At 66.0% G+C, this 10510-nt stretch carries 12 protein-coding genes and 1 pseudogene; 7 read left to right on the forward strand and 6 right to left on the reverse strand.

What is annotated here, in order from left to right; genetic code table 11:
- The coding region (locus ASE02_RS00575) for a HutD family protein (RefSeq protein WP_235536546.1) at nucleotides 1-579 on the forward strand (579 nt) is incomplete at its 5' end.
- 44 nt (nucleotides 580-623) lie between these two features.
- Here ASE02_RS00575 and ASE02_RS00580 read toward each other — a convergent pair.
- Together ASE02_RS00580 and ASE02_RS00585 are read right to left on the reverse strand one after the other, a co-directional pair.
- A complete protein-coding gene (locus ASE02_RS00580; protein WP_056730126.1) occupies nucleotides 624-1079 on the reverse strand; it encodes an FKBP-type peptidyl-prolyl cis-trans isomerase in 456 nt (151 codons plus the stop codon).
- 66 nt (nucleotides 1080-1145) lie between these two features.
- Entirely contained in the window at nucleotides 1146-3020 is a 1875-nt protein-coding gene (locus tag ASE02_RS00585) for a M1 family metallopeptidase (protein ID WP_056730128.1), read from the reverse strand.
- Nucleotides 3021-3217: 197 nt separating this feature from the next.
- Between ASE02_RS00585 and ASE02_RS00590 the strand changes: the two genes are divergently transcribed.
- Entirely contained in the window at nucleotides 3218-3820 is a 603-nt protein-coding gene (locus ASE02_RS00590) for a DUF2239 family protein (RefSeq protein ID WP_235536547.1), read from the forward strand.
- Between the two features lie 8 nt (nucleotides 3821-3828).
- Here the strand turns inward: ASE02_RS00590 and ASE02_RS21870 are convergent, their stop codons facing one another.
- On the reverse strand, nucleotides 3829-3966 hold the full coding sequence (locus ASE02_RS21870; protein ID WP_235536548.1) for a hypothetical protein: 138 nt from the start codon (nucleotides 3964-3966) through the stop codon (nucleotides 3829-3831).
- 195 nt (nucleotides 3967-4161) lie between these two features.
- Between ASE02_RS21870 and ASE02_RS00595 the strand changes: the two genes are divergently transcribed.
- Complete coding sequence (locus ASE02_RS00595) at nucleotides 4162-4452, forward strand: hypothetical protein (protein WP_056730133.1); 291 nt, start codon at nucleotides 4162-4164, stop codon at nucleotides 4450-4452.
- Between the two features lie 4 nt (nucleotides 4453-4456).
- Here ASE02_RS00595 and ASE02_RS23120 read toward each other — a convergent pair whose 3' ends face one another.
- Nucleotides 4457-4588: a hypothetical protein gene (locus ASE02_RS23120; RefSeq protein ID WP_255354000.1), complete on the reverse strand. Its 132-nt coding sequence runs from the start codon at nucleotides 4586-4588 to the stop codon at nucleotides 4457-4459.
- Nucleotides 4589-4772: 184 nt separating this feature from the next.
- Between ASE02_RS23120 and ASE02_RS21875 the strand changes: the two genes are divergently transcribed.
- The 3 genes from ASE02_RS21875 (at nucleotide 4773) to ASE02_RS00615 (ending at nucleotide 7138) form a co-directional block, all read left to right on the forward strand.
- The gene (locus ASE02_RS21875; RefSeq protein WP_082601784.1) at nucleotides 4773-5216 is read left to right on the forward strand and encodes a MarR family winged helix-turn-helix transcriptional regulator; all 444 of its coding nucleotides are present in this window, start codon (nucleotides 4773-4775) and stop codon (nucleotides 5214-5216) included.
- A 5-nt stretch (nucleotides 5217-5221) separates the two neighbouring features.
- Nucleotides 5222-6649 (forward strand): MFS transporter, encoded by a 1428-nt coding sequence (locus ASE02_RS00610; RefSeq protein ID WP_200957577.1) that lies wholly within the window; start codon nucleotides 5222-5224, stop codon nucleotides 6647-6649.
- Between the two features lie 63 nt (nucleotides 6650-6712).
- Entirely contained in the window at nucleotides 6713-7138 is a 426-nt protein-coding gene (locus ASE02_RS00615; protein WP_056730138.1) for an OsmC family protein, read from the forward strand.
- Here ASE02_RS00615 and ASE02_RS00620 read toward each other — a convergent pair.
- Both ASE02_RS00620 and ASE02_RS00625 read right to left on the reverse strand, forming a co-directional pair.
- Nucleotides 7135-8520 carry a sensor histidine kinase gene (locus tag ASE02_RS00620; RefSeq protein WP_056730140.1) on the reverse strand — a complete coding sequence of 462 codons (1386 nt, stop codon included), beginning with the start codon at nucleotides 8518-8520 and terminating at the stop codon, nucleotides 7135-7137. The two genes, ASE02_RS00615 and ASE02_RS00620, sit on opposite strands and share 4 nt — an antisense overlap.
- Nucleotides 8521-8589: 69 nt before the next feature.
- The gene (locus ASE02_RS00625) at nucleotides 8590-9927 is read right to left on the reverse strand and encodes a dicarboxylate/amino acid:cation symporter (protein WP_056730142.1); all 1338 of its coding nucleotides are present in this window, start codon (nucleotides 9925-9927) and stop codon (nucleotides 8590-8592) included.
- A gap of 378 nt (nucleotides 9928-10305) precedes the next feature.
- Here ASE02_RS00625 and ASE02_RS00630 point away from each other — a divergent pair.
- Nucleotides 10306-10510: pseudogene (locus tag ASE02_RS00630) on the forward strand (flagellin); the annotation flags it as partial.

A 10510-nucleotide genomic window follows, 5' to 3' on the forward strand; every position in this document is an offset into this window, starting at 1 on the left:
GAAGGGCCTCGACCTGCCGGGCATCCTCGGCTGATGCAAATCCTGCGCGCCGCCGACCGCACGCCCATGCCGTGGAAGAACGGCGGCGGGGTCACGCGGGAGGTGGCGATCTGGCCGCCAACCGCCGCCCTGGACGCCTTCGACTGGCGGATCAGCATCGCCGACGTGGCGCAAGGCGGGCCGTTTTCGGCCTTCCCCAGCGTCGATCGAGTGCTGACGGTGATCGAGGGGTCTGGGATCGAACTGGCTGTCGAAGGCTTGGCGACCGTCATGCTCGACGCCGCGGCCGCCCCCTTCGCCTTTCCCGGCGACGCGGCCTGCGCCGCGACGCTGCATAAGGGCCCGATCCGCGACCTCAACCTGATGGTCCGCCGCGGCGCCTATGTCACCCGGGTCCGGCGCGTAGACGGGCCGGCGGTCACCAACTGCACCGCCGAGACCACTTTCGTGCTGGCGCTGGAGGCGACCCGGTTGAATGGCGAGCACCTCGCCCCCGAAGACGCCGCCATTTTCGAAATCGGCGAGAACCTGAACCTTGGCGGCGGCCGCCTGGTCCTGGCCGAGATCAATCCGATCTAAGGCCAGTACCCGAACCGCCGCTGCTGCTCAGTGTCCGCCCCCCATTAGGAGCTGGGCGCGTCGCTGACTTCCAGCAACTCGATGCGGAACACCATCGCCGCATTGCCCGGAATGATGTCCTTGCCGTCCGCGCCATAGGCGTATTCCGGCGGCAGATAGATTTCCCACTCATCGCCCGGCCGCATCATCGGCACCACCGTCGTCCACCCTGGGATCAAGCGCCCCAAGGGGAAGCTGACCGCGCCATCAGGCTCATCCTTCGAGGAGTCAAAGACCTTGCCGTCGATGAAACTGCCCACGTAGCGGACCTTGACGGTCGAAGAGCGACTGGGATGGGCGCCATCGGCCGGGCCGGACTTCAGCACCTTGTATTGGATGCCGGGAATGGTCTTCACGCCTGGAGCCTTGGCGTTGCGCGCAAAGAAGGCCGCATTGGCGTCCTTCGCCGCCGCAGGCGCAGTAATGGCCAACGCCACGATAATCCCCAGAGCGACTCGCATTCACCTTCTCCGTTTGCGCGACCTATATCAGCGCCGGCCGCCTAGCATTCCTCCGATTGCACGGCCTCAGTTGGTCCCGCTCACCAACCGCTCCAACCCATCAGCCACGGTCGGATGGTAGGTCTCCTTGGCCTCGGCGAACATGCGACGCGCGATCGGCTGGCCCCAATCGCCCTGGCGCATCAAGCCGATGTAAAGCGGCCGAATGAACAGGCCCCGCCCGACGCTCATTAGGAACGCCTCCAGCGACGGCAGAGCCGGCGCGTAACGATTGGCGATGGCGAGCTCCAGCCAGGCGGAACGCACATAGCTGTTGGTCGAGGCTGAAAGCTTGAAGGTGCGATCCAGGTCGTCCAGTTGAGCGACCGAGAGCTGGCGCGGCAGGTTGTTCAGAAACCGCAGCCACTCCTGCGTAGTCCAGGCCGAGGCTGTCACGCTGGACGCCGGCCCGCCCGCCGCAAAGGCGGCTGTCTGCGCGTCGACCAGGGCCAAGGCCTCCGATCTGACATGGACGGCGTTGTCCGGAAGCCCGGCGGCATACGCCCACTTGTCGAGTTCGAGCTTTGCCTCGAGGCCCTTGTCACCCTTGATCAGGTTGGCGCGAAGGTCGCTCAGGAAGCCGGCGGTCGTTTGAGGCTGGAAAGCATGGCGGTCGAAGTAGGACCGCAGATAGGCGTCCCAACGCTCTCGTCCCACGATCGTCTCGATCGTCCTCAGGAAGGTCGCGCCCTTGAAGTATTCGAGCTGCCCGCCAGGCTGGCCATAGAGCTTTGTCGTCTCCGCCGCAGGCCCGCCCTCCTCCTTGATGTCGGCCTGCATGCCGTCCCAATCGAGGTCGGCCTCGATCCGCGCTCGGGGAGCCCCGTAGAGCGCCTCCATGATGCGGTTCTCGAAATAGGTCGTGAAACCCTCGTTCAGCCAGCCGTCCGGCCACGTGGCGTTGGTCACGAGGTTCCCGGACCAGCTGTGCGCCAGTTCGTGGGCGACCAGGCTGACATTGGCTCGATCCCCGGTGATGAAGGTGGGCGTCAGAAAGGTCAGGGTGGGGTTTTCCATGCCGCCCAACGGGAACGACGGCGGCAAGACCAGCACGTCGTAACGCCCCCAGCGATAGGGTCCGTAGAGCCCCTCGGCCGTCGTCACCATCTTCTCGGTGTCGACCAGTTCGCTCGCCGCCTGGTCCATCATCGACGGCTCGGTATAGACGCCTGTCCTTGGCCCCAGCGCCTGGAACGCCAGGTCGCCGACGCCCAAGGCGATCAGATAGGGCGGGACCGGGTTGTCCATCCTGAACCGGAAAGCGCGCTTCCCATCGGGGGTCGGCTCTCCCTTCGGCGTCAGTTTCTCGCCGCTCATCACCGCCGTCAGGCCTTCGGGCACGACGATCCTGGCGGTCCATGTCTGGCGAATTCCAGGGCTGTCCTGGGTCGGGATCCAGCTCCGGTTGTTGATCGCCTGCCCTTGGCTGAACAGATACGGCCTCTGTTTTCCGGCGGTGAGCGAAGGCGGCAGCCATTGCAGCGCCCGAGCGCCTGGCGTCGAGGCGTACTCGATGACGATCCGTTTTGCGCCGTTCAGCCGGACGGTGAGCGGCGCCCCGAGTTCCTGGTCATCCTTGCCGAGCGTCCAGGACAGCGCACGTCCGGCGCCATCGCTTACCCGCGCGATCTTCAGCCCCAACGTATCGAGCACGATCTCACTGGCGCCGGGCGTGGCGAGCACGTCCATCGCGGCCGAACCCCGCATGATCTTGGCGTCGAAATCCGCGGTCAGATCAAGATCGACATGCGTTACTCGCGCCGTCTGAGGTCGCGCGAACGACCGCAGGTCCTTCGCTTCGGGTGTGGTGAGGATCGGCGCGACCGGCGCCGGCGCTGCGTGCGCTGCTGAGGCGAAGCTCAGCGCGGAGGCGAACAGGAAAGCCCGAAAAGCGGCGTGCATGGTGGTGGCGTCCGGTGGGTGAGGCAGCTTGCGATCAAGGCCTGAACCGCCCCAAGCAGGGATTGCGGCCCGCCCTTGAGTCGGGCCTGCATTCTAGCGCCGCCAAGCCGGAACTCCCTCCTTTCTGACGAGCGAAGATCACGCCGCGAACTCTCTATTTTCAGCCGGGTAATATTGACGTTCCGTCCGACCCATCTATGAAGAGCCACCCTCAGGATGGCTTCATGGCTGACACGTACACCGCCTTCGCAGACCAGCGGCAGATCGCAGCTGGGTCGCTCATCGCCATCGCCGCAGCCGTCAAGACGGCGTTCGACGCTGGCGCACCAAGGTTGTTGGTCTTCAACGACGCAACAGGACGGCTGCTCGAGCTCGATCTGCGCGGCTCGATCGACGATGTCCTGACACGACTGGGCGAATCCGAAGGCGGGTCGCCGTCGCCGGCGAAGCCTGCGGGACGCGGTCGACCCAAACTAGGTGTGACCGCGCGCGAGGTGACGCTATTGCCCAGCCATTGGGAATGGTTGTCGACGCAGCCAGGAGGGGCCTCGGCCGCCCTTCGTCGCCTAGTCGATCAGGCGAAACGCGCTGGCCGCGACCATGTCCGGGAAACCCAGGAAGCGGCCTATCGCGTCATGGTCGCACTAGCCGGCGACCTGCCCGACTTCGAAGACGCCACCCGCGCCTTCTATGCGGGAGACTACGATCGCTTCGAAGGTCTGAGTAAATCCTGGCCGACCGATATCGGCGACTATGTGCGTCACCTGGTTCTGCGGAGCATGGCAGCCGCCCGCGTATAGATCCAAAATCACCAATTGCGCCAGGAGCGCCGAGCAGGCTTACCCACGCCATCAACGAGCGCGCTTTGGGCGTCGAAGGTCTCCACCGCCAGCTTTCGCGCCAGTTCACAGGCCGCCAGGTCGGCGCCCCGCATGGCGAAGCTCACCTCAAGATCCGCCGTGGTGGGCGACGGGGGCAGTCGGCGAAGATGGCAGGGTCGCTTGGCGACTTCCGGCATCTCAATGCGAGGGACCGCAACCATCCAGGCTCGGGACGAGTTCGCACAACTCAGCACGGCGCAAACGCAGGGCCCGATCAGCCGCCAGCAGAACATTCGCATCCTCCGATTTCGTTGCTTCAATTGCGAGGTCACGGACGCCTCCAGGCTGGCGGACTGCCGCCGAACAACCACATCGACGCGAGCGGCGCTGGCGCGGGCGCCATCAGCCCGGAAGGTCAGCTGACCTCGCCGATGTCGGCCTGCCAGCTCGCCGCCCGAAACGCTCACGCCCTCGCCGAGCAGGCCAGGGCGGGCGCGGCGCGCGGAGAACCGGTCGAATGGCGGCGCGCCGTCCTTCGGAAACTGTCAGGCGAGGCCCGCGACCTGCTGGCCGGCCTGCGCGAGGCCCGCCGCGCCCTGAACCGGCCCTGACGAACTAGACGCAAGGCCGGGCGTCCGCCGACCGCCGCTCGCGGATCAGGTCGTGCAGCATGTCGGCGAGATCGAGGATCTGGTCGCGAGAGAGCCGCCGCGCGGCGCCGCGCACCTCCTCGGTGAACTGGGCCATTTCCGGTCGCGGCAGTCGCCTCTCTGAAGGCATGCTTGCGATCATCGCACTCACCTCACGATTGAGCCGCCCGCTCGACTAAACGAGGTAGGCGCCCCCAAGTTCCCGTTAACCGTGCGGCGGTCGGTTGACCGATCGGCCACGCAGGAATAGGTAGTTCGCAAACCTAACTATATGGCCATCCATGCCGACGCTTGATCCTTCAGACCCCATCGTCCTGGCCGACGCTCTCAGGGCCCCGCTGCTGCGCGTCGCGCGACGCCTGCGACAGGAGGCCCAGCGCGCCGGCGTATCGGCTCTCGACGCCTTGGTGTTGGGCCAAATCAAGCGCAATCCCGGGGTCGGGGTCTGTGGACTTGCCGACGCCGAACAGATGTCCCGGCCAGCCATGAGCGGCCATGTGAAACGGCTTGAGGCGGCCGGCTGGATCTCTCGCGCCACCGATACTGAAGACGGCCGCCGAACCGGCCTGCAGATCACCGAAACAGGGTCAGCGCAGATGGACCTGATCCGCCAGCGCCGGAACGACTGGCTGGCCGCCCGCCTCGCCAAGCTCGCGCCTGCGGACCGTGAAGCCCTCAAGGCGGCGCAAGGCCCCCTCCTCCTGCTCCTCAGCCTCGAACCGTGAGCCCCGTGGACGACGTGATCGAGGACGCCGCCGGCGGCGCCGTCACCCGGGGCTGGGTCATTCCGGCCATCATCGGCTCGGCCCTGCTGATGCAGACCATGAGTGCGACGGTGCTGGCCAACGCCCTGCCGACCATGGCGGTGGCGCTACATGAAGATCCGCTGCGGCTGAACCTGACGATCACCATGTTCCTGCTGTCGTCGGCGGTCTTCCTGCCGGTCAGCGGCTGGGTCGCCGATAAGTTCGGGGCCAAGAAGATCTTCATCATCTCGATGGTGCTGTTCGCCGTCTCGTCCGCGGCCTGCGGCTTCGCCGAAAACCTTACCCAACTGGTCATCGCCCGCATCTTCCAGGGCATGGCCGGGGCGATGATGGCTCCGGTCGGGCGGCTGGTCCTGCTGCGAACCACGCCCAAGAGCGAGCTGGTGGGGGCCATGTCGGTCATGACCATGCCCGCCCTGCTCGGCCCGGTCGTCGGCCCGGTGATCGGCGGCGCCATCGTCACCTTCGCCGACTGGCGATGGATATTCTTCCTGAACATCCCGATCGCGATCATCGGCGTATTCCTGGTGACCCGCTTCGTGCCCAATGTGCGGGAGCAAGAGGTCTCCCCGATCGACTGGATCGGCATCGCGTTGACCGGCTTGGGCCTGGCCGGCCTGATCTTCGGCTTCGAGAACCTGGGCCGAGCCATGCTCCCCAGCGGCGTCGTCGCCGGCCTGTTCCTGGGCGGAGCCATGTCTCTGGCCCTCTACTGGCGGCACGCCCGGGGCAATCCCCACGCGATCCTCGACCTGTCGGTCTTCAAGATCCAGACCTTCACGGCCTCGGTCGTCGGCGGCGCGTTCATGCGGATCGCCATGGGCGCGACGCCCTTCATGCTGGCTCTGCTGCTGCAGATCGGCTTTGGCCTGTCGCCGTTCCAGGCCGGCCTGATGACCTTCATCTCGGCGGCCGGAGCCCTGGTGATGAAGACCACCGCCCCGCCGATCCTGCGCCGCTTCGGCTTCCGCACCGTGCTGGTGGTCAACGCCGTAATCGTCGGCGTCAGCTTCATGGCCTACGGCCTGTTCCAGCCCACCACGCCGCACTGGCTGATCATGCTGGTGCTGGCCATCGGCGGCTTCTTCAGGTCGCTGCACTTCACCAGCCTGAACGGCATGGCCTATGCCGACATTGACCAGGCCCGGATGAGCCGCGCCTCGACCACGGCGTCGATGATGCAGCAACTGGTCCAGTCGATCGGCATCGGGCTCGCCGCGGCCCTCATGCACGTCTTCATGGTGGCGCGAGGCGAAACCCACCTCACCGCCGGATCGATTTCACCGGCCTTCGTGGTGATCGGATTGATCACCTTCGTCTCGCTGTTCTTCTTCGTGCCGCTCCCCAAGACCGCTGGCGACGAAATGAACGGCCGCAAGAGCATGGTGTGAGCCATTCCCCTGTCACCTGCGTTGAGTACTCTGAACCGACGTTCCCAACTCAAGGAGGCAAGGATGATCCGCAAGGCGCGCGCCGTATGGCGCGGGACGGGCAAGGATGGAAACGGCGATCTGACAACCGATTCCGGCGTGCTCTCGGCGACCCCCTATTCGTTCAAGACCCGCTTCGAGAGCGAGCCCGGCACGAACCCGGAAGAACTCATCGCCGCCGCCCACGCCGGCTGCTTCACCATGCAGCTGGCCTTCCTGATCCAGCGCGCAGGACTTGAACCGGAGGAACTCAGCACCGAGGCGGCGGTGTCTCTGGTTCCAGACGGTCAGGGTTTCAAGATCGATCGCTCGGCCCTGACCCTGCGCGCCAAGGTCCCGGGCCTCGACCAGGCCAAGTTCGACGAACTCGCCGGCGTCGCTGAGAAGAGTTGCCCGGTCTCGCGGTTGCTCAACGCCGAGATCACGCTCGACGCGAAACTGGAATCCTAGCCCAGGGCCAACGGCGCCTTCATCCGGCACTCTACGCCTTCCGATGGGAACACGAGCTCGACGGTCCCACCATAGGCCTGCAGAGCCGCAAGCGTCAGGCGCGTACCGAACCCGGTATGCGTCGGCGTCGTCACCGGCGGCCCGCCCCGCTCGCGCCATTCGAGCGTCATCAGGCCGCCGGAGACGTCCCAGACGATCGACACGCGCCCATTGGTGGACAGCGCGCCGTACTTCGCCGCGTTGGTGGCCAGTTCGTTCAGGACCATCACCAGATTGACCGCCATCTCGGGCGTCAGCGGCGCCGCCGTCGCAGCCCCCGTGATGTCGAACAGCTCGGTTGCGAACGGCGCCAGCGCCGCGTCGATGACCTCGCGCAGGTCAGCCGCTTCCCAGGAGTTGCGCGTCAGCAGGTCGTGACCGCGCGCCATCGACTGGATACGGCTGTCGAACGCCGCCCTGAACGCGGCCGGATTGTCGGCGGCGCCCCGCATGGTCTGGGCCGCGATGGCTTGGACGGCCGCGAGGTTATTCTTCACGCGGTGGTTCAGTTCGGCCAGCAACAGGTCCTGCCGCTCCCGCGCGGCCACCTGCGCGGAGATGTCTTGGGCGGTGCCGATGACATGCGATGGACGTCCGTCAGGGTCGAACAACACCCGGGCCGCGCCTCGGATCCAGGTCGCCGAGCCGTTCTCCCCCGCCGCCTTGGTCCGGTGCTCGACCACGTAGACGCCGCTGTTCTCCCCAGCCACCGCCCGCTGATAGGCCGCGGCGACCAAGGGAAAGTCGTCCGGATGGACCGTCGCCGCATAGGTCGCGAAATCGATCGTCCCTTCGCCGTGGGCGCCGAACAATTGTCGCGTGCGCTCGTCCCAGTCGACCCGGTCGGCGCCGACGTCGTAGTCCCAGAGCCCTAGGCCCGTGACGTTCAAGGCGAGGCTCAAGCGCGCGCCCTGCCGTTCGACCTGAAGCTGGGCCTCGCGCCGCGCCGTGATGTCCAGGATCACGAACGCCACCATGGGCGTGGAGCCGTGCAGCGGCGAGTAGGTCCCGAAGAACCAACGCTCGCGCCCATTCGGGAAGCGGAACGAGTATTCGCCGGTCCTGGTGGCCTGCGCCTCCCAGACCGTCTTCAAGGTCGCAACCCGGCTCGCCACCTGATCTTCGGTCAGACCCTGCTCACGCCCGGTCATGCCGTCGAGGCCGCCGGCCGGCAGGCCATAGAGGTCCGAAGCGCTGCGGTTCGCCGTGAGGATGCGATAATCGTCGGGCAGCAGCTCGACGACGCCCGCCACCACCTCGGCGGCGTCGAGCATGGCCTTCAGCAGGGCCTCGCCGCTACGGCCGCCTTCGGGCCAGCGATGCTCGCGCTCGTCTTCCGCCATGCGCCCCTCGCCAACACCCGCCGTGCGATCCTAGGCCCCGGCGGGCTCGCTGGACAGAGCCCCGACGGCCTACGCGGCCGGACTGATCAAATCCAGTTCACCGGAAGCGGCGTCATACACCGTCTGGTCGAGAATGCCTTGCCGCTTGGCGACCAGGGTCGGAACGAGCGCCTGCCCCGCCACGTTCGTGGCCGTCCGCCCCATATCCAGGATGGGATCGATAGCCAGGAGCAGCCCGACGCCTTCCAAGGGCAGGCCCAGGGTGGAGAGCGTCAGCGTCAGCATCACCACCGCCCCTGTCAGGCCGGCCGTCGCCGCCGACCCGATCACCGAGACGAAGACGATCAGGAAATAGTCCGTCAGCTGCAGGCTCACGCCGTAGAACTGCGCCACGAAGATCGCGGCCACGGCGGGGTAGATGGCCGCGCAACCGTCCATCTTGGTGGTCGCCGCCAACGGCACGGCGAAGGCCGCATAGGACCGGGGAACGCCGAGCGCGTTTTCGGTCACGGTCTGGGTGAGCGGCAATGTGCCGATCGAGGATCGCGACACGAAGCCCAGTTGGATCGCCGGCCATGCGCCGGCGTAGAAGCGGATCGGGTTCAATCCGTTGAGCAGCAGCAGGCTCGGATAGACCACCAGCAGGACCAGCCCCAGGCCGATATAGATCGCGATGGCGAAGGCCCCCAACTGGGCCAAGGCGTCCCAGCCGTAGTGACCGACGGCGTTGCCGAACAGGCCGATGGTCCCGATCGGCGTCAGCCGGATCACCCACCACAGAATCTTGCGCACGATGACCAGCGCCGAGGCGTTGAAGGTCAGGAAGGGCTCGGCCGCCGCGCCCGACTTCAGGGCGGCGATCCCGACGACCAGCGAAATCACCACGATCTGCAGCACGCTGAACGACATCGAGGTCGTCGCCCCGTCATCTGTGACGATGGTCGAGGCGGCGATCCCCAACATGTTGGACGGCACCAGGCCGGTCAGGAAATCAAGCCAGGACCCGCTGGTGTGCGGCGTCGCCGCGGCGGTCGCCGCGACCGTGGTGTTGACCCCAGGCTGCAGAACCAGTCCCAGCGTGATGCCGATGCTGACGGCGATCAGGGCGGTGACCGCAAACCAGAAAAGCGTACGCCAGACCAGCGCGGCGGCGTTCTGAAGCTCCCGCAGGTTGGCGATGCTGGCCACGATGGCGGTGAACACCAGCGGCGGAACCAGGACCCGCAGCAGTTGGACGAAGATCGAACCCGCGAGACGCAGCGCCTCGGATAGGCCATGCCCGGCCTGGCCTTCTTCGGTTCCGAGGTTTCGCGCCAGCAGCCCCAGCGCAAGGCCCAGCGCCATGGCCGCCAGCACCTGGAACCCAAAGGATCCAAACAGGCCGCCTCGTTTGCGCGTCTGCGCCATAGAAAATTCCTACTCAATTTCGCGAGAAGCATGGTCGCCCCGTCATGGACGCGCCAGCGATTTGAGCTTTTTCCGCCCCTAGAAAAGCTAGAAGGCCAATCCTGCATCGATCCGGCGCGGCAAGATGCTTCCCGGCCGCCCAGCGGCAGAACTTGCCGAGCAATATCTGCCGCTCAGCCCGGCAGATATTTACCATGCAGCTCTTGCCGATCGGCGCCCCAACCCTTGCGAAACAACGGTCTTTCGAAAAAATACATAATGATCAAAGGCTAAACCCTAACGCCGCCAACTGGCCCGCGGCTTGCGTAGGAACTCGTCAGGCAAAACGCCTCCGGCAGTCAAAATGACGTCGGTCCCTATGAAATAGGATTTAGTGCAATGGCGATGAATTCCGTCAACACGAACGCTGGCGCGATGATTGCGCTGCAAAACCTGAACGCCACCAACAAAGACCTCGGCACCGTCCAGAACCGCATCAACACCGGTCTGAAGATCGCCACCGCCAAGGACAACGGCGCCATCTGGGCCATCGCCCAGAACCAACGCGCTGAATCGAGCTCGCTGAACGCCGTCGTCTCGTCGC

Origin of the sequence: Phenylobacterium sp. Root700 (assembly GCF_001429025.1) — a bacterium.
Taxonomy (GTDB): domain Bacteria; phylum Pseudomonadota; class Alphaproteobacteria; order Caulobacterales; family Caulobacteraceae; genus Phenylobacterium.

Bases quoted from the DNA above. Each gene is read 5' to 3' on its own strand.
- ASE02_RS00585 (WP_056730128.1), bottom strand. From the start codon at position 3,020: ATGCACGCCGCTTTTCGGGCTTTCCTGTTCGCCTCCGCGCTGAGCTTC.
- ASE02_RS00615 (WP_056730138.1), top strand. From the start codon at position 6,713: ATGATCCGCAAGGCGCGCGCCGTATGGCGCGGGACGGGCAAGGATGGA.
- ASE02_RS23120 (WP_255354000.1), bottom strand. From the start codon at position 4,588: ATGGCCCAGTTCACCGAGGAGGTGCGCGGCGCCGCGCGGCGGCTCTCT.
- ASE02_RS00620 (WP_056730140.1), bottom strand. From the start codon at position 8,520: ATGGCGGAAGACGAGCGCGAGCATCGCTGGCCCGAAGGCGGCCGTAGC.
- ASE02_RS00625 (WP_056730142.1), bottom strand. From the start codon at position 9,927: ATGGCGCAGACGCGCAAACGAGGCGGCCTGTTTGGATCCTTTGGGTTC.
- ASE02_RS00590 (WP_235536547.1), top strand. From the start codon at position 3,218: ATGAAGAGCCACCCTCAGGATGGCTTCATGGCTGACACGTACACCGCC.
- ASE02_RS21875 (WP_082601784.1), top strand. From the start codon at position 4,773: ATGCCGACGCTTGATCCTTCAGACCCCATCGTCCTGGCCGACGCTCTC.
- ASE02_RS00580 (WP_056730126.1), bottom strand. From the start codon at position 1,079: ATGCGAGTCGCTCTGGGGATTATCGTGGCGTTGGCCATTACTGCGCCT.